At 64.4% G+C, this 21,478-nt stretch carries 16 protein-coding genes; 12 read left to right on the top strand and 4 right to left on the bottom strand.

The genetic code is table 11. The features are described from left to right. Window positions 1-63: 63 nt before the first annotated feature. On the top strand, window positions 64-261 hold the full coding sequence (locus N688_RS17270) for a hypothetical protein (RefSeq protein ID WP_052890445.1): 198 nt from the start codon (window positions 64-66) through the stop codon (window positions 259-261). A gap of 133 nt (window positions 262-394) precedes the next feature. Here the strand turns inward: N688_RS17270 and N688_RS17265 are convergent, their stop codons facing one another. Together N688_RS17265 and N688_RS17260 are read right to left on the bottom strand one after the other, a co-directional pair. Next, window positions 395-2,068: a tetratricopeptide repeat protein gene (locus tag N688_RS17265; RefSeq protein ID WP_052890444.1), complete on the bottom strand. Its 1,674-nt coding sequence runs from the start codon at window positions 2,066-2,068 to the stop codon at window positions 395-397. 256 nt (window positions 2,069-2,324) lie between these two features. Then, a complete protein-coding gene (locus tag N688_RS17260; RefSeq protein ID WP_052890443.1) occupies window positions 2,325-3,908 on the bottom strand; it encodes an acyl--CoA ligase family protein in 1,584 nt (527 codons plus the stop codon). Between the two features lie 244 nt (window positions 3,909-4,152). On the opposite strand from N688_RS17260, the gene N688_RS17255 reads away from it, so the two are divergent. The 5 genes from N688_RS17255 to N688_RS17235 all read left to right on the top strand — a co-directional run bounded on the left by N688_RS17255 (window position 4,153) and on the right by N688_RS17235 (window position 11,275). Beyond that, a complete protein-coding gene (locus N688_RS17255) occupies window positions 4,153-5,253 on the top strand; it encodes an RHS repeat-associated core domain-containing protein (protein ID WP_052890442.1) in 1,101 nt (366 codons plus the stop codon). Continuing rightward, window positions 5,226-5,543 carry a hypothetical protein gene (locus N688_RS17250; RefSeq protein WP_052890441.1) on the top strand — a complete coding sequence of 106 codons (318 nt, stop codon included), beginning with the start codon at window positions 5,226-5,228 and terminating at the stop codon, window positions 5,541-5,543. Before N688_RS17255 ends, N688_RS17250 begins: the two co-directional genes overlap by 28 nt. Window positions 5,544-5,681: 138 nt before the next feature. Then, window positions 5,682-8,276 carry a hypothetical protein gene (locus N688_RS17245; RefSeq protein WP_052890440.1) on the top strand — a complete coding sequence of 865 codons (2,595 nt, stop codon included), beginning with the start codon at window positions 5,682-5,684 and terminating at the stop codon, window positions 8,274-8,276. Between the two features lie 579 nt (window positions 8,277-8,855). Beyond that, entirely contained in the window at window positions 8,856-9,521 is a 666-nt protein-coding gene (locus tag N688_RS17240) for a TetR/AcrR family transcriptional regulator (RefSeq protein ID WP_052890439.1), read from the top strand. A 59-nt stretch (window positions 9,522-9,580) separates the two neighbouring features. Then, on the top strand, window positions 9,581-11,275 hold the full coding sequence (locus tag N688_RS17235; protein ID WP_052890438.1) for a DHA2 family efflux MFS transporter permease subunit: 1,695 nt from the start codon (window positions 9,581-9,583) through the stop codon (window positions 11,273-11,275). Here N688_RS17235 and N688_RS17230 read toward each other — a convergent pair. Beyond that, entirely contained in the window at window positions 11,272-11,967 is a 696-nt protein-coding gene (locus tag N688_RS17230; protein ID WP_052890437.1) for a class F sortase, read from the bottom strand. The genes N688_RS17235 and N688_RS17230 overlap by 4 nt on opposite strands. 161 nt (window positions 11,968-12,128) lie before the next feature. After that, window positions 12,129-12,977 (bottom strand): DUF4397 domain-containing protein, encoded by an 849-nt coding sequence (locus N688_RS17225; RefSeq protein ID WP_052890436.1) that lies wholly within the window; start codon window positions 12,975-12,977, stop codon window positions 12,129-12,131. Between the two features lie 409 nt (window positions 12,978-13,386). Here N688_RS17225 and N688_RS17220 point away from each other — a divergent pair, with 409 nt between their 5' ends. From N688_RS17220 to crtI, 6 genes are all read left to right on the top strand, one after another. Beyond that, window positions 13,387-14,136: an RNA polymerase sigma factor gene (locus N688_RS17220; RefSeq protein WP_162179582.1), complete on the top strand. Its 750-nt coding sequence runs from the start codon at window positions 13,387-13,389 to the stop codon at window positions 14,134-14,136. After that, window positions 14,129-15,493 (top strand): TolB-like translocation protein, encoded by a 1,365-nt coding sequence (locus tag N688_RS17215; protein WP_052890434.1) that lies wholly within the window; start codon window positions 14,129-14,131, stop codon window positions 15,491-15,493. The genes N688_RS17220 and N688_RS17215 overlap by 8 nt, the downstream gene beginning before the upstream one ends. Before the next feature lie 415 nt (window positions 15,494-15,908). Further along, window positions 15,909-16,943 (top strand): phytoene/squalene synthase family protein, encoded by a 1,035-nt coding sequence (locus tag N688_RS17210; RefSeq protein WP_156025485.1) that lies wholly within the window; start codon window positions 15,909-15,911, stop codon window positions 16,941-16,943. Further along, on the top strand, window positions 16,933-18,180 hold the full coding sequence (locus N688_RS17205; RefSeq protein WP_081838953.1) for a glycosyltransferase family 2 protein: 1,248 nt from the start codon (window positions 16,933-16,935) through the stop codon (window positions 18,178-18,180). The genes N688_RS17210 and N688_RS17205 overlap by 11 nt, the downstream gene beginning before the upstream one ends. Then, window positions 18,177-19,898, top strand: a complete 1,722-nt coding sequence (locus tag N688_RS17200) for a carotenoid biosynthesis protein (protein ID WP_052890431.1) — start codon at window positions 18,177-18,179, stop codon at window positions 19,896-19,898. Before N688_RS17205 ends, N688_RS17200 begins: the two co-directional genes overlap by 4 nt. Continuing rightward, window positions 19,895-21,445, top strand: coding sequence for a phytoene desaturase family protein (crtI, locus tag N688_RS17195; protein WP_052890430.1), 1,551 nt, complete (start codon window positions 19,895-19,897; stop codon window positions 21,443-21,445). The genes N688_RS17200 and crtI overlap by 4 nt, the downstream gene beginning before the upstream one ends. Window positions 21,446-21,478: the final 33 nt, after the last annotated feature.

Raw genomic sequence — 21,478 nt, 5'->3', positions numbered from 1 at the left:
CGGCTGTGAGCTGTGTAAGTCGGCGACGGGACGAAAGGAAGCATCTCGGAAAGGGGGTCTGATATGCTCTATCCCAGTGTAGGACTCTATCGCATGTTGGGGGTTCTCGCTCTGGTGGCGACGCTGTTGGTGGTCTGGCTGGGCTGGCAGTTCGAAGCGGCTATTCGCAATGCGCTGCTGATTGTGAGCCTCTTTTCCCTGGTCATTGCTTGTATGTACTTTCATCTGGGAAATGAGGAGGCACATGGCGCCTTCTTATAGTTTGGTGGGGGAGGGAGATGGGAAGGCGGGACGGAAGCAGGCGAGAGGCGGACCGGTGTTGCAGCGTGGGCGCTGCGATGCCGGTCCGCTGGCTTTTGGGGAGGGCTGTGAGGTGAGGGGGAGCAGGGGATGGTCAGTCTGCTTCAGACTGGAGCTGGTGGTAGGTCTCGCGTAGCTGGCGGGTCAGCGGGTGGTTGGGGCCGGCTGAGCGCTCGCCGATGGCCAGCGCGCGCTCAAGCAGGGGCAGGGCTTCATCAGAGCGGCCCGTCTCTTGATAGAGAAGCGCCAGATTGTACAGGATAGTGGCAGCGCGCCGGTCAGTTGGACCAAAGGTCTGCTCGCAGATTGCACGAGCATGTTCCAGCAGAGCAAGGGCCTCGGCCAGGCGGCCCAGATTGCGATAGAGGAGCGCCAGATTCTGCAGAATAGCACCGGTAAGGCTCGGGGCCGGCTGAGGAGCCTGCTCGCTGAGCGAGAGCGCACGCTCGAAGAGAGTGCACGCCTCTGGAACGCGGCCCTGACGCTCGTAGCAGAGCGCCAGCGTGTTCAGGGCCGCAATCGTCTTAGGATGGGATGGACCGAAAACCTGCTCGGAGAGCGGGGCCAGGCGTTCGAAGAGAGGGAACGCTTCAGTCAAACGTCCTGCACTCAAATAGAGAGAAGCCAGAGCCTCAAGCGCAGCGACGGTCAGAGGGTGAGCGGAACCGAGCGCCTGCTCGCGGATAGTCAGTGCGCGCTCAAGCAGAGGCGGGGCCTCCGAGGAGCGACCCACGAAGCGATAGACGAACGCCAGATCGTAGAGGGAGGCCGCCGTCTCAGCAGACTCAGGGCCAGACAGCTGTTGGCGAATAGAGAGCGCCTGCTCAAACAAAGGGACTGCCTCCTGATAGCGTCCGTGCTGGCGCAGGTAGGTGCCGGCCTGCTGAAGCAAGCTGGCGGCAGAAGCGGTCTGCAGCGCTGGCTCCTTCGCGATCCAGGCGGCGCAGTGCAGCGCGTGCGGCAGCAGACCCTCATAGAGGGGCCAGTGTTCCGGCTGCTGACCCGGGTAAGCGGTGACCAGAGCCTCGATGGCCAATCGCTGCCAGGCTGTCAGTTCCTCGGCAAGGAACTGCTCCGTCAGGGCCTCCCGCACCAGCTCATGGACCTGTAGATTGCCGCTCTGAGGGTCGCGAGTAAGCAGACCATCGGCCTCCAGGGCTGCAAGCGCAGCCGTCAAGGCTGAGGGATCAGCAGCCGTGGTAGCCAGTGGATGAGGAAGCCGGGCCAGTCCCTCTGTCAGCAAGCTTTCTGGAACGGGTGCAGCTGCCAGGCAGGAGCAGAAGCGCAGCAGCTCAGCGGCGGAGGCGTCGTGCTGGCGAGCGCGCGCAAAGAGCAGGCTGCCCAGAGCACAGCGTAGACCGCGCTCAACCTGGCGCAGTCCCTCCTCGGGATCGTCACGGCTGGTGAGCGCCTGCCCATCGGCGGGCAGCGGCGTCAGGTCGCCGACTGCGCTCTCTCTCCAGGCACAGGCGCGCAGCACAACCGGGATGAGCACAAGCTCGCCGCTGGCATGACGTTGCTGGACCTGCTCTAGCTCGGCCACGCGCTCGGGTGCCGCCAGATAATCGGGGCTGAGCAGGACCAGGAAGAGAGCAGCACCGGAAGGACCACCTGCGCTGTCGATAGAGGGCGGGCCATCGTCTCCGAGCGCGATCCAACCCTGAGCTGCCAGCGGCCTCAGCAGCCTCAGCAGGCGCTCGTGCCAGGTGCCATCGGTAACAGTCCCGGACCAGGAAACCAAAACTGCGATCGCGCAGGGCCTTTCCATTGCCCTCCCTCGCGTCCTGCCTTGCTCAGGGTGCAGCAACGCAGCTAGAGATAGATAAGCGTTAACCGACTGTAACCAGTATATGTAACAGCGGGGAAGAAAGCAAGAGGCACAGTGGAGGCGTAAGAGCGTGGTCGCCGCTCAAGTGGCATAGCAGGCGACAGCCGGGCCCAGCCCAGAAGAGCGCCCAAGGCGGTTCTAAGCCTGGGCGCTCTTCTGGCGAAACATGGTCAGCAGCCGCTGCTTCGTATCCTAATTAATTAATACGCTTCTCGCGTGCAGCCCATTCGCGTTCACGCAGCACAAACTTCTGAATCTTGCCCGTCGATGTCTTCGGCAGGGCGCCGAAGGAGACCGCCACCGGGCACTTAAAATGCGCCAGATGCTGGCGGCAAAACTCGATGATCTCCTGCGCTGTCGCGCCGTGGCCGGGCTTCAGCGTCACAAAGGCCTTCGGGCGCTCACCCCAGGTTGGGTCGGGGATACCGATCACCGCGCACTCCAATACAGCGGGATGGCGTGCCACTACCTGCTCGACCTCGATCGTTGAGATATTCTCGCCACCCGAGATGATGATATCCTTGGCGCGATCGCGCAGCTCGATATAGCCGTCGGGATGCCAGACCGCCATGTCGCCAGAGTGAAACCAGCCGCCGGCAAAGGCCTGCTCCGTCGCCGCGGGGTTCTCATAATAGCCTTTGGCCACATTATTGCCCCTCATCAGCACCTCACCCATTGTCTGCCCATCCCAGGGCACGTCGTGCATCTCGCTATCGACCACGCGCGCCCGCTCAGCGACCACGTAGCCCTGACCCTGGCGCGCCAGCAAGCGAGCCTGCTCGTCCTCTGGGAGCGTGCTCCATTCCTCGTGCCACTCGCAGACCGTATATGGGCCGTAGGTCTCCGTCAGTCCGTAGACGTGGATCGGGCGCATATTCAGGCGACGCATCTGAGCCAGGAGCGTCGGCGAAGGCGGGGCTCCGGCCACCGTCACTGTCACTCCGCGCTCGATGCGGTGGGCCTTCGGATGGTTCACAATAAAGATATGCACCGTTGGTGCTCCGTTGTAGTGTGTCACCCCTTCCTGCTCCAGCAGATCCCAGACCAGCCCAGGATCGACCTTGCGCAGGCAGACATGGCGCGCTCCCACAGCGGTTACTGCCCAGGGAAAACACCAGCCATTGCAGTGGAACATCGGCAGCGTCCACAGATAGACGCTGCTGCTGCTCATACCTGTCTCGATGACCTCGCCCAGGGCATTCAGATAAGCGCCGCGGTAGGTATACATCACGCCCTTCGGGTTGCCCGTTGTGCCTGACGTGTAATTGATCGAAATCGTCTCCTCTTCGTCCTCCAGCCAGCTCTCCGGTGGTTCTGGCGAACCGGCGGCCAAAAACTGCTCGTAGGGATCATCGGGCTGCCCGGTGTCATCGATGCGCACCAGCTCGATGCCGGGCAGCTCTAAGGATTCCACCAGTGGCAGCAGCTCGGCGTCGACAAAGAGGAAGCGTGAGCCGGAATGCTTCAAAATATAGTCGATCTCCCTACTGGTCAGGCGCGTATTGATTGCCACCAGGATGCCGCCGGCGGCGGGCACACCGAAATGTGCTTCGAGCAGGGCGGGGGCATTGGGGCTGAGGAAGGCGACACGGTCGTGTTTGCGCAAGCCGGCGGCGCGCAGTTGGTTGGCCAGGCGATAGACGCGCTCGGCGAACTGGCGGTAAGTATAGCGGCGCTCGCCGTGGACTACGGCCACCTTATTGGGGAAGACGAGAGCGCTGCGCTCCAAAAAGCTGACCGGCGTCAGCTCGCTGCGGTAGACCTTGGTAGTGACGGCCATACAGATTCTCCCTCCTTATCGTTCCCGTCGACAAGGGGACAGCGCAGGCTCACAGAGAAGCCTGCTGCACCTTCTTCCTTCTTTGGTCTGGCCTGCTGATGCTGCCTGCATCTCTGCCCGTACGGCAGGCTGACCATAGCTGTTATTGCTTAGTATACATCATGGCAGGGTGCCCTGAACTCCGCTGCTGCCCCTACGTCCAGATGAAGCTCTGTATCTGACGACCAGTACGCTGGCGCTGGGGTTGCCGGCCTCCTGGAACGTAACGACCCCGCTGCCGACCTATCAGCAGCAGATCAGCTACAACGACGCTGACCAGGTCACGACCACCACGGCCAGCACCAGTGTAGCGGGTGACCCAGGCTACAGCTTCACGCAGGTCTATGATCCCGACGCTGGCACCCTGGTCGGTCTGAGTCCCACGACGGGGAGCAGTCCCTTGCTGGCGAGCGTGACCTACAACGCGCGCGCTCTGCCTGACACGGTGACGATCCAGACGGCCAGCGGCAACGCTCCAGCGGCCACGGAGCAATTCAGCTACGATGCTGATCTGCGTCCGGTAGCGGTGCAGGCACTCTGGGGTAGCGGTAGCGGTCAGAGTGGCAGCATCTTCAGCCAGACGCGCAGCTACGATGCCGCTGGCGAGCGGGTGCTACGTCGCTCGGTGACGCCGGGGTCGACGACGCTGACGGTCTACGCTTTCGGGCTGGAGGAGCATGTCTATACCGGTGATGGTCGCCTGCTGAGCACGACGCACTACTATGACCTGGGGGGCCAGTTGCTGGGCGAGCTGAGCGGTGTGGGGAGCCAGCCGGGCAATACACAGCTCTTCTTGACGGACCAGGGGGGTAGTGTGGTTGCGACCTTCAGCAATGCGGATGGGGCGGCGGCCCTGGTCGGGAACCAGGGGTATGGGCCGTATGGGAGCCAGCGCTACCGGGCGGGTGACATGGGGACGGCGCGAGGGTTTACAGGCCAGTATGGGGATGATGTCAGCGGGCTGGACTACTATGGGGCGCGCTACTATGACCCGCAGGTTGGGCTGTTTCTGTCGGCGGACCCGGTCCAGGGGAATGCGCAGGGGCTGAACCCCTACGCCTATGTTGCGGGGAACCCAGAGACGTTCAACGATCCAACGGGGCTGATGTATGTCTGCCCTGGGGTAGGGGGATGTGGTGGGGGGGGATCGAGTGCGGTGAAGGAAGGGGGGTGGTTGGGGTCGCCGCTGGTGGTGGCGGTTGTCTCTGGTGTGTCTCAGTCAGGGTTCCGCGGACGGGGGGTGGCGGTGGTGGCCAGGGGGAAACTCCAGCCCCGTGTATGGAAACCTACTACAACGATGTGGTAGGCTGCAGTAAGCTGGTCAGTCAGGTCTCGCTGAAGGGAGCAGTGGGGGGCCAGCTCCCGCTGAGTTGCTCGCTGGCTATAGGGGATGTGCTGACTGGCGTCTCTATACAGGTGGGGATGAGCTGCGGGTCCATAGGGATCACGGGCACGGTGGATGTCGTTGACCAGCACTGTATGACGACGTCGATGATGGCCTGTGTGGATGGAGAAAGTGGTGAGAGTGGCAAGGAAGGAGAGAGTGCGGAGGAGCGAGATAATAAGGGATTGATTGGCCTCTATACCAGGGTCTAGATGTGTGCTGGGGGCTGGAGGGAGCAGTGCACTCCTTCGTGACCAGGGGCCCTGCTCGGGGCCGGCTGGGCGGGGAGGTGGCGGTGTGCTCGGTGTGCTGAACAAGAAAAGTGCCAGGAAGCTGAGAGAGGTGCAGAGATGAGCGCGATACAAGAGCGCTTCGATCGCTACGACCTGCTGGTGCATCAGGAGCAGGTGATCGGCAGGGAGCGGCTGGCAGCCCGCGCCAGCAGGCTGCGGGCCTGCCTGCTGGCGCAGCAGGAGGAACTGCTGCCGGTGCTGCTGGAGACGCTGGCCAAGCCCCCACGGCGCGGCTCGGCGACGACGGCCCTGGAGCTGCTGCAGGAGATGGCCCTGCCGGCGCAGGTGGCCGCGTTGCCAGCGGCGCTCTCCCACGTGGGCTATCGCAATAATTGGGCCTGGCTTGATGCGGCGACCTTTCTGCAGCGCGTGCCGGTGGAGGAGCTGGTGCCGCACGTGATCGCAGCCCTGCTGTGGCCGTGGGAGCCGTATCACGGGCGATATACGACGGGGAAGACGACCTGGGAGGAGGATGTCTATGGGATACAGAATCTGCTGCTGCTGCCCGGGATGGATCGGGAGGTGGTCCGGGGATGTGTGGAGGTGATCTACTACCAGTTGCTATGCGATGATCTATGGACGTGCCGGTCGCGGAGCTGGAGGGAGGGGGAGCGGCTGTATTGGCTGGAGACGGAGCTGAAGCTGCTGGAGCGAGCGGGGGTCCACGGATGGATGGTGCCGGGACTCATCGGGGTGATGAGGCATTACCCCGGGGCGGGGGAGCTGGAGCGAGCGCGGCGGCTGTTGAGGAAGCTGCCGGAGGAGGGAGGAGCGGGCAGGCAGGAAGAGCGGTTGATGAGGCTGCTGGAGCCGAGGTGGGTGGAGCGGGGGACAGAGGTGGGTGGGCAGGAGGGGGAGCTGGAAGAGATGGCGAGCGAGCTGGGGTCTGTAGGGAAGGAGAGGGGGGCGGGACTGGCGTATGTCAGAGTGGTGTGGGAGCTGGAGGAAGAGAGGATGAGAGAGGGAGAGCCGGCAGCGGGGTGGGTGAGGCCAGGGAGTCGGGAGCTGGGGGTGTGGTTGAGGGTGCTGGAGCGAGTGGGAGTGGAGCCGTGGATGGCGCCGGCGCTGGTGGAGGTGGTGAGGAGGTACCCGCAGGTGGGGGAGGGGGAAGTAGCGAGGCGGCTGCTGGGAAGACTGTCGAAGGAGGAGCTGCGGCGGTATCGGGAGATACTGCGCTTGCTGGGGCTGGGGGAGCTGGTGGGCGAGGAGGCAGCCTCTCAGGCAGCGCGGGAGAAATGGGGGAGAGTGGGGCAGTGGAGTGAGGAGGAGCAGAGGGCCGGGACGGAGATGGGGCAGGAGTGGGGAGAGCTGGGAGGGCTGGTGAAAGACTATGCGGAGAGCTATCATGAGTGGTGGTGGCATAGTGGTGAGCAGGAAAAATTGCGGCTGCAGGAGCTGAAGGAGCGCTTGCGGGCGGAGGGGGAGCGAGTGGTGGAGGTGCTGGCGGCGCTGCTGGAGGACCGGAGCCAGAGAGGGTGGGAGATCCCGATCTTTGTGTTCTTGCAGGAACTGGGGTATCCGTGGAATGCAAAGGCGCTGGCCAGCGTGCTGCGTCTGGTGGGAGATCCCCAATATGAGCGTGAGGTGTTTAGCCTGTTGTGGGAGGTACCGGCAGAGGAGCTGCTCCCGCAGCTGCTGGCGGCGCTGCTGGTGCCAGGACGCCCGTATCATGGGGAGGGGGGTGAGCAGGAGGAGGGGGAGACGGCGGGCTGTGGGCTGTCGAGCTATGACTGCTGGGTGCTGGATGTGTATGGGGGGCTGGCGGGATGGCTGGTGGAGCCGAGGACGGAGCAGGGGCTGGTGGAGCAGTGTGGGCCAGTGGCCTCTTACTTCTTGAGCTATGAGGGGGAGCGGTGCCGCTGGGGGTGGGAGGTGGCGGAAGTGTGGCTGAGGGTGGTGGAGAGAGCAGGGGTGCAGCCGTGGATGGCGCCGGCGTTGGTGGTGATGGCGTGGCATGTGCCGAAGACGTGGGAGGGGAAGATGGCTCGGCAGTTGCTGGGGAGGCTGTCGAAAGAGGAGCTGCGACCGTATCGGGAGCTTTTGTGGCGGGCGGGACTGGGGGAGCTGGTCGAAGGGGGGGAGGAGCAGGAGTCAGGAGGGCGGGGGGTGGAGCGGTTGCGGCTGCTGGTGAGGAGGATGGAGGACCTGAGTGAGGAGGAGGTGAGGGAGGAGCTGCGAGGGATAGAAAAGGAGGAGCTGCTGCCCTACGTGGTGGAGGCGGTGCTGGAGCTGGGGGGGGCAGGGGAGGAGAGCAGGCGGGAGAAGATCGGGAGGCTGCTGGCGCAGGGAGCGCTGGCAGGAGAGGTTGTGGAGGGGTGCAGGGGCGTGGGGTACTATCAGCTGGCCTGGCTGCTGGAAGAGCGGAGGAGGAGAGAGCTGGACCCGCTGGCGGGAGAGGAGGAGCAGCAACAGAGAGGGCGGGGATGGTCGAAAGCGGCGCTGGAGCGGGGGTGTAGGGTGTGGCTGAGGGTGCTGGAGCGAGCGGGGGTGCAGGGGTGGATGGCGCCGGCGCTGGTGGAGGTGGTGAGGAGGTATCCGCAGGCGGAGGAGGGGGAAGTAGCGAGGCGGCTGCTGAGAAGACTGCCGAAGGAGGAGCTGAGGGCGTATCGACTGATCCTGGAGCGGAGTGGGCTGGGGAAATTGGGGAGCTAAGAGGAGCAGGGAAAGCAGAGCCGCTGGCGAACGAGCAGGAGATGGGCGGTTGCCGCCGGAGGAGGGCGCTTCTGGGAGAGCGAAAAACCGTGACCGGCTCACTGCTGACGCTTCAGGGCCGCCTTCATATTTGGAGAGCTGAATGACGCCTATCGGACAGTACAGACTGGCAGAAAAACCGCTCTGCAAGCCTTCCGCGAGGTCGTAAAGGAAGGGAAATAACATATCTATGATCTGGGTGCGCAGTCCCGGGGGCAGGCTAGAGTGAAGAGCCGGCGAGCCTGTGCCGGGAGGGGCGACTCTCTGCTGGGAGCTCTCCCCTGCCTGCTGGGCCGAGGCCGGCGAGCCAGGAGGGAACGATGGAGCACGCGAAGAGCTATTGGCTGCTGGAGGCCGTGGCGGAAACAAACATTCCTGAAGACACTGAAGACCCCTGGCGTTGAGAGCGCTGGAACCGGGACTGTGAAATGGTGAGCTCCCCTGGCTGCCCTTGACATCCTTGCTATCCCGGGATATACTGCTTATCAGTTGATAAATAAATAGACCAACCGAGAAAGAAAGGCGGCCTGGCGCAGCAGCATGAAAAAGCCAGCGCGGCGCAGCCCCCGTGAGGGTCAGGCGCGCATCGCCAAAGAAGAAGAGAGCGAAGAGACACGGCGCCTCATTCTGCAGGTCGCCCAACAGCTCTTTATGGAATACGGCTATCGGGCCGTCACCACGCGGCAGATCGCTGATGCCTGCGGCCTGACGCAGCCGGCTCTCTATCACTATTTTGCCGACAAAGAAGCCCTCTATCTGGCGATGGCCCGCGAAGAGCTGGCCCGCCTCAAAGCGGTCCTGGAGCGCATCGCGCGCCGCAGCGAGCCTCTAGCCGAGCGCCTGCGCCGTCTCGCCAGCTACCTGCTCACGACGACCCGCCACGACCTGGCGCTGATGCTACACGACATCCGCTACGAGCTATCAGCCGAGGTGCGCGCCCAGCTCCACACGCTTTTCGAAGAGAGCCTGATCGCACCCATCGCCGCAGTCTTCAGCGACGGTCTAGAGCAGGGCCTGCTGCGCTCGCCCAACGAAGGCGGCGTCGACGCCAGGATGGCCGCCTATCTCTTTATGAGCCTGATGTCCCGTTTCGTCGTCTGGGGACGCGAAACCCTGCCCGCCGTGGCCGAGAGCCGTCGCGAGACCCTCGCCAGCGAGCAGGCCGCCCTGCTCGTGCACGTCCTCCTCTACGGCCTGGCACGTTAAGCGTCCTCTTTTTTTGTCGCAGAAATTTATCACTTGATAAGTAAAAGGAGGTCTCCACAATGGAGTCCGATATGACCCTGGGGGGGCAGCCACAGCCTGAAGCGCAGCGGCAGGCATCGACGGCGCCCGCCACGTCAGCCGAAGCGGCTCCAGCTGACCCAAACTATCGCTGGAAAGTCCTTTTCTCGGTCGTCTTCGGCACCTTCATGGTGATCCTGGACGCCACCGCCGTCAATGTAGCCCTGCCCACCCTCCAGCATGTCTTCAAGGCGCCCGTTGACCAGGTCGACGGTGTCCTGACGGCCTACGTGCTGGCCCTGGGCATCATCACGCCCCTGGCTGGCTACCTCTCCGAGCGCTTTGGCATCAAGCGCATGTACCTGATCTCGCTCTTTCTCTTCGTGCTGGGTTCGGTCCTCTGCGCCTTTGCTCCATCGCTCCCCTGGCTCGTAGCCTTTCGTGCCCTGCAGGGATTGGGTGGCGGTATGCTTGGTCCTCTGGGCATCTCCCTACTCTTTGGGGCCTTTCCTGAAAAGCAGCGCGGCCTGGCCTTTGGCCTCTACGGCATCCCGCTGGTCGTCGCCCCGGCCAGCGGTCCTGTGCTCGGTGGCTACTTCGTAGAGTACCTCGACTGGCGCTACATCTTCTTCATCAATATCCCGGTTGGCCTGGCTGGCCTGCTGCTCGGCTTCTTCTGGCTGCGCGAGAGCCGGCGCGGCACCGCTGCCCGCCTCGATCTGCCAGGCGTTCTGCTCTCGGTGATCAGCTTCGGAACCCTGCTCTACGCGATCCAGCGCGGCTCAAGCGAAGGCTGGACCTCGGCCCGTATCCTGACCCTGCTCTCCATCGGTCTGTTAACCTTCGCCGTCTTTGTGGTCGTTGAGCTATTCCGGCGTGATCCCCTGCTCGATCTGCGCCTCTTCACGCGCCGCACCTTTACGGTGGCCAGCGTCATCGGCTGGGTGAGCACAATCGCTCTCTTCGGTGCCGAGTTCCTACTACCGATCTACCTGCAGAGCCTGCGCGAGCGCACGCCCCTGCAGGCCGGCTTGCTGGTCCTGCCGCTGGCCATCAGCTCGGGGATCGTTACCCCTCTGGCCGGCGCCCTCTACAACCGCATCGGCCCGCGCTGGCTGATCTTCGCTGGCAGCCTGCTGCTGGCGGTCAATACCTGGGGCTTTGCCCATCTGACCCTGGATGCCTCCTATAACGAGATCATGGTGCTGGTGGCTATTCGCGGCGTGGCCCTCGGCCTGACACTGCAGACGACACTGACCGTGGCCCTGACTGGCCTCAAGCCGGCCCAGCTCCCACGTGCCAGCTCGCTGCTCAACGCCACTCGTAACGTCTTCCAATCCTTTGGCATCGCCATGCTGGGCACCATCGTCACCCATCAGCTCACGGCTTACCAGGATGCTGCCCGCAATGACTTGTATAACGCAGCCACTTCCCTGGGTCAGCGCTTCCTACAGCTCGTGCAGGTACTACAGATGCGTGGCCTGCCGGCGGCGGCAGCGCAGAAGGCCGCTGCCGGGCAGCTACTCGGCTCGCTGGTGCCACAGCAGTTCATGCAAAGCATCAATGATGCCTACATTGTGACCTTCTGGCTGGCGCTGGCGGTTGCTGTCCTGGCCTTGACCCTGCCCGGACGGGCACGCCTGGCGGCGGCGCGCGCCACCGCTGAAGAAGGTGCCGGCCCTACCTCAGCCACGGCTCCTGCCGCAGCGCCGGCCAGCGGTGCCCAGGGAAGCTAGCTTCCCTGGAGCACACTATAGACAACCAGGCGCTCTGTCGTCTGATGCTCACTGGGAATCCAGGTCCCGGCGCAGGTAATCAGATTCAGATAGCGCCCCGAGCGATCGGCAAAAATGTGAAAGAGCGGCGCCCGCGCGGGTGGGTAGGAGGCGACAGCCGTGACGCGAAAATGCCAGCGCTGTCCCCGCTCGTCCACAACGGTAAGCGCCGTACCGGGGCGCAGCAGGTGCAGGTTCCAGAAGACCGCCGGGTAGCCTCCGGGCCGGTCGAGATGTCCCGCTATTACTGCGCTTCCTTGCTGCCCTGGCAAAGGCCCGAAGCCATACCAGCCGACATCATCCCAGGGATGCTGTTGGGGCGTGGCCAGCGTCCCGTCGGCACCCAGCCCGACACGCTCGACGGGAGCCGCTACGCCAATCGCTGGAATGAGGAGCTGGGTCGGCAGTGCCGGGCTGAGCGCTGGTGCAGGAGCTGTCGCCGTTGCCGTCACCGGAGCCGGAGGCTGGCGCTCCACGCCTGTGCCTTCATCCATTGCTGGCGAACTGACCGCGCCACAGCCTGCCGCCAGCAGCCCGCTGCTGACCAGCAGCACTGGCAACAGCAAGAGCAGCCAGCGGCGGCGTGCGCTGCTGCCAAAACCTGGTTGGCCGTGGGGGTAGTCGTGACATGTCGGCTTTGCCTTTCCTTGCACAGACCAGGCTCCTTCGGAGAGAAGAGGTGGAATGCGGCTCAGGAGAAATTCCCGCTGAGCCGCACCCGCTGTCGGAGGAGGGGAGAGAGTGCCGAAGCATCTTGCGCTTGAACGCGGGGGGCTTCATTCCGTTCCGCGGCGAGCGCTCGAACGGGCCTGCGCTACGCCGAGCGACGCCGCCGGACCATGATCCCCCACGCTCCTGCCCCCAGCGCGCCCAGAGCCAGCAGAGCGATCAGACCAGACACCCAGGGGAGGACCGTAGGCGTGCTCGCCGACTGTGGCAGAGCATTGGGATCGCTACCCGTATTGGGCATGCCAGGTACACCACTGACGGCGGCCACCACAAACTTCAGCTCGGGTGTCCCCTTGTAGAGGCCCACGGCGAAGACGCTGTAGACCATGCCGCTCTGCAAGGTCGCCGAAACCGGCACAGTGGCGTTGGCCTGAGTGGCCGTCACATTGAAGGTATAGGAGCCGGGCGGCACACTCAAATAGTCGCTGGCGTTCTTATACGTCAGCCCGCTAATGACCGTCTTGCCGCCAGTAGCGATATCGACCGGGCCGGCATTGGGCGAGAGATGGTAGACCCGTACCTTGGCCATGCCACTGCTGAGCTGGTTGTTATCGACAAAAGCCTGCAGGCCCAGATTCGAAGCACTATCGCCGATGGCGGCCACCGTGTAGGCCATGTCGGCATCAACCGAGACGGTCTCGTTAATCACCGCTGCATCGATGCCTTTGCCCGCCGGAGCCACCTGGATACGGTGCGGCCCCGCTGCCACGGAGACATAATCGGTGACCGTGCCAAAGGCGAAGTTGCTCAAGAGCTTGCCGCCATCGACAAAGACATCGACGTTGCCGGCTGCCGGCGAGGCATGAACGACACGTACCAGAGCGTTGCCCTGAGCGGCGGCCTGCCCCCCAGGTAGCAGCCAGAGTACCAGCGCCAGCGCCAGCAAAAAGGCAGGAATCGCTTTCATGCATGCCAATAGAGCATTGCGACGCATCAAGTATCCTCCTTGTTGAAGATAGGCTGATGGCGACTGGCACGCGCCCGACCCAGGTGGCCTGGCACGCACCAGTCGCGAGAGCCACCGCTCCTGTGTTCACATCATCCCGGTGAGGAGGCAGGATGACGAGACAACAGGACAAAGCTGTGATCGTCCCTGATCCAGGAAGGCCGTGAATAGAGAGGTACCCGGAATTCGAAGCTTCAATTCAGGAGACGTCAGGTCTCTCGCAAAATGGTACCAGTCTCTAACATCGCCGCCTGATTACCTATTCGCCATCTTCTGCACGTCCTGAGAATGGAACACCTGGATCAGAGAAGCCACCGAAGAGGAAGACAAACATGGGGCCGGGGGGCCACCATGTGAGGAACGAGAGGTACGCATTGTGTCACAGGAACCATCTGGAGTGGAGAGAGACAGCCGGTTGGGGTCGCCTGCTGGAGAGACGGGGGCGGAAGGAATAGAATCGCTGTCGCCAGCGGAGCGTCTGGGTCAAGCGAGTCAGGCGGAAGATGCCCCAAGCTCTTCGTGGGAGCGGGAGCTGGTGGCGCGCTGCCTCGCCGGCGATGAAGAGGCCTTTGCGCGCATCGTTGATACCTATGGGGGGCTGCTCTTGCGTACAGCGTATTTATTAGTCAAGGATGAGGAAGGAGCAAAGGATCTGGTCCAGGAGACCTTCTTTCTCGCCTGGAAGAACATGGCGACCTTGCGCGACCCGGCGCTCTTGCGCTCCTGGCTGCTCAAGATCCTGGTGAACCAGGCGATGAGCCTCAAGCGTCAGCTTGCGCGTCAAGCGGCGCTGTTACGTGAGCGTCTCACGGGCGAAGAGCAGGAGCAGCTGCTGCAGAAGGCGACACAGCGTGAGGGACGGATCGAGGACTGGCTGGACGTGGTGGAGGCTTTGCAGCGCCTCCCTGTCAAACAGCGTGCGGTGCTGGTGCTCTTCTACTACCATCGTCTGACCATGCCGGAGATCGCCGCCATGCTCGGGGTAGCCGAAAATACCCTGCGCAAGCGCCTGCAGCTGGCGCTCAAGAAGATGCGCCGCCTCTTGCAGATCAGGTCTCAGGAGCGCCCAGCGGTACAAGAAGAGGCTGCCGGTGCCGATGAACCCCCGTCTCAGATCGCTTCAGGGAGGGAGGAACAGCATGAGTGATGCGCCTCACGAGCCGCAGCCGAGCGAAGAGCTGCCGACGGACCGGTCCGCCCAGTCGGCAGAGCGCCACGGACGGCAGGGGGCCGGGGAGCGGGAGCGAGTCAACCATCGGACCCCTGGGGACGATGTGCTCCTGGGGGAGGTCATTCGGCGCGCCCTGCAGGAGCAGGCCGCCCATATTCACTTCTCTCCCGAGCTGCGTGCGCGCATCCTCAGTGGGCTACCTCCTCGTGCTCCTGAGCGCCGCGACCGGCGCATTCGCCGCCGCTCGCGCCTGGTTCTCGCCCTGGCAGCGACCTTGACACTGCTGCTCTGCCTTGTGCTCATACTGCTGCTGTTCTTGCCGCAGGCGCCACCAGCGCCGCCGCTGGCCAATGGGGTACGTTACCAGGTAGCGCAGACCCTGGCGGCCCCACCAGCGCTAGCCCAGGGCGGGCGCCTGGTCGCTGTCGACCCCACGGGGCATCATCTGGTGATCCAGGATGGACGCGATCCCGGGGTCATGTATACCGCCAGCCTGAGCGATCCTGTGGGAAGTCAGCTACTGGCGATGCGCGAGGCCCACGACGCCGCCTGGTCGCCTGACGGGACGGCCCTGGTCACCGTGGTGACGCCGCCCGGGGCTGAGCAGCCGCTGCTGGCGCTTGTGCCCTATGGCCAATATATGTACCCGCTGGGTGAGGCTGCTCTGGCTGCTACCTGGACCCCTGGCACAGGCAGCACGACGATCACCTATGTCACTGGGGCGAACGGGCAAACGCAGCTCTGGCAGACGACGCGCGGCGGGCATCCGACGCAGCTCCTGGCCACTATGAACCTGCGCCTGACCGTCCAGCACCTGGCCTGGTCGCCTGATGGGCGCTATCTGGCCTTGCTCGTCAGCAACGAGGGCTTGAATGGCCCAGGCCGCGCCATCTATCTCATGGATCACGCGAGTGGCCAGGTGACAGCGCTGGTACCCTTCGGCGACTTTACCATCACCAGCTTTGGCTGGTCGCCGGACAGCCAGCGCCTCACCTATGCGCGCCGCGACGCGGCTGGTCACACCCTGTTAACAACCCTGGCGGTCCCCGACGGGCGCCCGCTGCTCAGCCTCCCGCTGCAGGGAGAGCTTGATGGCTGGAGCTGGTCGCCCGATGGGCGCGCCCTGGTCTACAGCGACGACGGGCGTCTCCACGTCCACATCTTCTCTGGTTCGCCTATTGTGCTGCCGCAGCCGGAGCCCGGCGCTCGCCAGCTCTTCCCATTCTGGTTGCGCGATGGGCGTCTGCTGCAGGTCCATGTAGCAGCCACTGGACAGCGTACCCTCCAGCTTTTGGCCCCGGCACCGACCGCTTCCAGCTCTCCTGGCTCCTGATGGAGCAGGAACGAATGGATCAATCACGTAGCTCTCTGCACGTGGACTAGCTAGCCCTGCGCGCTGGCAGGCTCCAGCGCGCGCGGCGTCCCGGTGAGCCAAAGAGCTGTTACTAGAATGGGCCGGACCGAGCGTCATATGGAAAGGATCAGGAGCGTATGACGCTCGCTATGCCCATGATGCTTGCCCGACCTGCCGCCGTCGCGCTCTTCCCCAGGTGCATCTCGCCTTTTCCCTCGCTGCTGCCAGCCCGTACCCGGCCTGACAGATCGGGGAAGATGCCCTCGGCTGCTTGGCCTGGTGTCGTCCGTCGGCTGAGCCAGGCTCGGGCTGGAGCCAGTTCTGGCCTGGCCTGGCCGAATGGCGAACAGGAGTGCAGAAGGCCGGGCCGGCTGGAGAGGAGCAGATAGCCGCTATGCGCGTGGTTAAACCGAGCTTCCAGAGAGAGGGGGCGTCTTCGGCTTCCGCTGGCCCTCCAGAGGAACTTACTGGCGCTTCCTCACTCTGTTCTGTACCCGCCGCTGCAGCGAGTGAAGCCCAAGAGGAGGCCCTGCTTGCTCACCACGGGAAAACCTTCCATTTCGCGGCACGCTTCCTGCCTGGGGAGCTACGTCCCTCGTTCGTCACGCTCTACGCTTTTTTCCGCACGCTCGACGATCTGGTCGACGAGCGTGGACCCGAGGAGGAGCCGCGTGCCATCGCCGAGGAATTGCGTGCCTGGCGGGCCTGGTTCCTGGCCAACTGCCAGGGAACGGCTCCACGCGAGCCGCTCGGGAGCCGCCTGACGCAGGTGGTAGAGCGCTACGGGGTACCAGGCACACTCTTCCTGGATTTTCTGGAGGGGCTGCACTGGGATCTGTGGCCGCGGGAATTCGCCAGCTTCTCCCGACTGCGTGCCTATTGCTATCGCGTGGCCGGCACCGTTGGGCTGGCCCTGGCCTACGTGCTCGGCGCGACTTCCGAGGGGGCGCTGGCGGCGGCGGAGGGCCTCGGGATCGCCATGCAGCTGACCAATATCTTGCGCGACGTCGGGGGCGACCTGCGCAAAGGACGCCTCTATCTGCCTCTGGAGGATCTGGCTCGCTTCGGACTCTCCCGCTCTCGCTTGCTGCAGCTGCTCGATGCTGGTCAGGGGCCGGATGCAGCCTTCCGCGATCTCATGCGCTACGAGCTGGCACGGACCCATCTCTGCTATGCTCAGAGCCTGCCCGGGGTCTGGCTCTTGCCGCCCGATCGCCGCCTGCCCATTCTCTTGGCCGGGCGTCTCTACCGGCGCATCTTGCACGCCATTGAGCAGCGCGACTACGATGTGCTGCGCGCGCGCGCCCATACAACCCTGACGGAGAAACTGTGCGAGGCCATGCTGGCTCTGACCCTCGATCGCCTCTGGCGCCGTGGCGAGCAGCTCGGGGCTTTCGGGTTGGAGGTGAACCTTGAGGATGAGCCGTAGGCCACTGTGGATGGACTGGCTGGCACTGGGCGCGCTCTCCGCAGGACAGCTGGGGCTGGCCCTGCGCGTGATCCGCCGCTGGTTGCCTGGGGCCGGCGGCCAACGCCTGACGGCTCTCTCTTTGCCCTATGCTGATGCCATCACCACCCGAGCCGGCGTGGCGGTGCTTGTGCCTGTGCTCAACGAGCGCGAACGCCTGGCCCCCTGTCTGGAGGGCCTGCTCGCTCAAGGGCCGGAGGTCGGGCTGATTCTGGTCATCGATGGCGGCTCCGAGGATGGGACGGACAAGCTGGTCTCTACCTATGCCCGGCGCGATCGCCGTCTGCGCCTGCTCTCCGCGGCCCCGATTCCTGACGGCTGGAATGGCAAGGTCTGGGGCCTGGAAACCGGCTGGCGCGCACTTCCTCCTACCTTCCCTTGGGTGCTGACCATTGATGCCGATGTGCGACCGAGGCCGGGCCTGGTGAGAGCGCTGCTGGCCTGCGCCCAGCGCGCCAGGCTGGCTGCCATCAGTCTGGCAACCCTGCAGGAACTGCCACCGGCGCCGCTTTTGGGCCTGCTCCATCCCTCGCTACTGGCCACCTTCGTCTACCGCTACGGCCTTCCGGGAGCGGTTTATGAGGGGCCGGTCCATCGACTGCACGTACAGGCCAATGGCCAATGTTTTCTGGTGCAGCGCGAGGCTCTGGCCGCCTGTGGTGGCTTTGCCCCTTTGCGTCACTCGCTCTGCGAGGACATCACCTTAGCGCGCCTGCTGGTGCAGGACGGTCGACGTCTGGCCTTCGTCGAAGGGGGGAGCCTGGCCTCCGTCGAGATGTATCGCACGGCGCGCGAAGCCTGGCAGAACTGGACGCGCTCCTTGCCTCTGCATGATCATCTCAGTCCTGTCTGGCATACCTGCCTCGGCTGGCTGGAGGTCTTGCTGGTCCAGGCTCTGCCTCTCCCCCTGCTCTGCCTGCTGGTGGGTGCGCTGATCGCCCGACGAAGGCGCGGGCGGCAGGCTTCTCCCTGGCTGCTCGTCGCCATGCTGGGCTTGAATACCGGGCTGCTGCTCCTCCGTCTCGGGGCCCTGGTGGGCATGCGCCGTGCTTATCATCGTCCGCCCTGGACTTACTGGCTCTCTCCGCTCTGCGACCTGGCGGTGACGCTGCAGCTTGGTCGGCAGGCCCTGCGGCGTCGTCATCGCTGGCGCGGACGCCTCATCATCCGTGGAAACGCTCCTGGAGGTATTGCATGAAAGCCGTAAAGGTGCTCTTTATTTGCCATCTGGCAGCGCTCATCTTCGGCCTCGCCGGGCTATTGATCGCTCTGCCCCATCCCGAACTCTGGAGTTTTAGCCCGCTGCTGGTCTCGGTCTTCAGCTTCGGCATCAACTATGCCGGTTCGCTGCACATCCTCTTTGGGGCGGCCACAGTGCTCCTTTTTGGGCTACGGGTGGTGGGGGTACGCCGCACCCTGATCTTTTTCGCCGCCTCGACGTTGATCTCGCTCAGCATAGAGCTGATCGGCACCTCGACCGGCTTTCCCTTCGGCCCCTACTCCTACAACAGTTTCCTGGGCTTCAAGATCCTTGGTCACGTTCCCTATTCGATCCCGCTCTCCTGGTTCTACATGGGCTTCTCCTCCTTCCTGCTGGCCCATCTGCTCCTGACCCGTCGCGCTCAAGGCGTCGGCCAGCGAGGGCGTGGCCTGTGGACTGTGCTGCTGGGTGCCTACCTGCTGACCGTCTGGGACCTGACGCTTGATCCGGCGATGGCCAGCGAGCGGCTGCCTCTGCACTTCTGGCAGTGGGGAGTACGCGGCGCCTACTTCGGCATGCCCGTCCAAAATCTGGTGGGCTGGTCGGTCACTGGCTTGCTCTATATGGGGGTCAGTCGCCTGCTCTGGCGCAGCGATCTCGAAGAAGGCCGTCTGAAGGGCCTGGCCTGGCTGCCCTTTGGCATCTATGCGGCCAATACCCTCTTTGCCATTGTCCTCGATCTGAGCGTGGGTCTCTGGCTGCCGCCGCTGCTGGGCCTCTTGCTGGGCATACTACCGGCGGCCCTGGTGCTACGCCGCGATGGCAGCGAAGGAGGCGAGCGCGGAAGTGGAACCGCTGTACCGACGCTCTCGGAGCGGGCTGGGCTGGCCGCGGATCTGGCTCAGGCCCAACAGGGGAACCGTGGGCTTGAAGCGCACAGCCGAGCGGAAGGGCAGGCCCTGTTGCAGAGGATTACCCGTCTGGTCATGCGCGTTGGGGCGGCTCTCTTGCTCTGGCGTCGCCGGTTGCGCATCATCATCGAGGGAGGCGAGCATCTGCCGGCCCGTGGCCCGGTCATTGTCGCCGCGCGCCACTATCACCATCTCTACGATGGTTGCCTGTTCTTGCGGGTGATCCCGCGTCCGGTGCACATTCTGGTTGCCCTCGACTGGACGCGCAGCCCCTGGCAGCGCCGGCTCATGGAGCTGCTTTGTGCTCTGGCTGGCTGGCCGGTCATCTTGCGTCCTGAGCGCCTGCGCCCCGAGGAGACGGGTGCTCCCATCAGTGCCTACCGTCTGGGCGAGGTTGCTCCCTATCTACGTCGGGCCTTGCGTCAGGCCCAGGCCCTACTCTGTCGCGGCGACCTGTTGGTCATCTTCCCCGAGGGCTATCCTGTGGTTGATCCTCAGCCCTCACCGCGCTCCCCGGAGCAGCCCCTGCTCCCCTTCCGGCCCGGCCTGGCCCGTCTTGTAGAGCTGGCCGAGCGTGCGAGTGGCAGCAGCATTCCAGTGGTTCCGGCGGGTATCATCTGGAGCGAGACACGTCCGCCGTCGCTGACCCTGCGTCTGGGGGCGCCCCTCTTCCGTCGCCTCTACGCCGACACTGCCCAATTCATGAGTGCGCTCGAGAGTTGCGTGCGGGTGCTCTCCGGGCTTGATCTCGACCAGGGCCTGGGCCTGAGCCTCTTTCCCGGAAAGGAGATGCTGCACTCATGAGCAGTCGCTCCAGTGTGACATCCACTACTGACAAGCTGCCGACAGGCGGAAGCGGCGCGCGCCCGCGAGTGATTGTCATTGGGGCCGGCTTCGGCGGGCTGGCAGCGGCCATTCGTCTGCAGGCCGCCGGGGCCCAGGTCATCTTGATCGAGGCGCGTTCCCAGCCTGGGGGACGGGCCTACCAGCTCAGAGCTGATGGTTTCACCTTCGACATGGGGCCAAGTCTGCTGACCGCGCCCTGGCTGCTGCAGGACCTCTGGCAGGCTGCCGGGCGCCATCTGGAAGAAGACCTGACCCTGGTGCCGTTGCGGCCCTTCTATCGCATCGGCTTTGCCGACGGCAACCACTTCGACTATTGGGGCGATCCCGCTGCAGACGAGGCCGAAATCGCCCGCTTTGAAGCGCGCGACGTTGCCGGCTACCGCGCCTTCCTGGCGGCGACGCAACGCATCTACCAGCGGGCCTTTGCCGAGCTGGCCGGTGAGCCGTTCCTGCGCCTGAGCGATTTTCTGCGTGTGGCCCCGGAGCTGGTGCGCCTGGGGGCCCACCGCAGCGTCTACCACTTTGTCTCGCGCTACTTCCGTCATCCGCAACTGCGGATGGTCTTCTCGTTCCATCCCCTCTTCATCGGCGGGAACCCTTTCCGGGCCAGCGCCATCTACAGCATTGTCCCTTATCTAGAGCGTCTGGGTGGCGTTCACTTCATACCTGGAGGAATGTATGCGCTCGTCGAGGCCATGACGCGTCTCTTCACCTCGCTGGGTGGCGAGCTGCGCTGCGGTCAGCCCGTTGAGCGCATCCTGGTGCGCTCCGGGCAGGTCTGGGGTGTGTTGCTGGCCGACGGCGCTCTCCTGCAGGCCGAGGCGGTGGTGGCCAATAGCGACGTCGCCACCACCTATCTGCGCCTGCTCCCCGCCGAAGTGCGCCCCCGCGGGCTGGTGCGTCGCCTGGAGCAGGCCCGCTACTCGATGAGCTGTTTCCTGCTCTACCTCGGCCTCAACCAGCAGTATCCGCAGCTGCGCCATCACACCATCTTTATGCCCCGCGACTATCGGGGGATGATCCAGCAGCTCTTTGACGGCCAGGGTCTGCCGGATGATCTAGCGCTCTATCTGCACACGCCGACACGGACCGATGCCAGCATGGCGCCGCCGGGAGGAGAGAGTCTTTACGTGCTGGCGCCGGTGCCGCATCTTGGGCACGGCGTCGACTGGCGGCGCGAGACGCTGGCTTTTCGCGAGCGCATCCTGCGCTATCTCGAAGAGCAGGCGGGCCTGCACGAACTGCGCGCCAGCATCGTCTACGAGCAGCGCTTTACGCCCCTCGACTTCGCCAGCGAGCTGCGCAGCCATCTGGGCGCAGCCTTCTCGCTGGAGCCGACCCTGCTCCAATCGGCCTACTTCCGTCCACACAACCGCGCTGCCCAGGTTGGGGGCCTCTACTTTGTGGGTGCTGGTACCCATCCCGGGGCGGGCATCCCGGGCGTCCTGCTCTCCGCCGCCATTACGGCTCGTCTTGTGCGGGAGGACCTGGCATGCCGTGCCTGAAGGTAAGCGATAAGCCTGGTCGCCCGCGTCGTG

This window comes from Thermogemmatispora carboxidivorans, assembly GCF_000702505.1.
GTDB classification, from domain to species: domain Bacteria; phylum Chloroflexota; class Ktedonobacteria; order Ktedonobacterales; family Ktedonobacteraceae; genus Thermogemmatispora; species Thermogemmatispora carboxidivorans.
The sequence above is the reverse complement of the archived record's forward strand: the minus strand, read 5'-3'. Positions and strand labels throughout refer to the sequence as shown.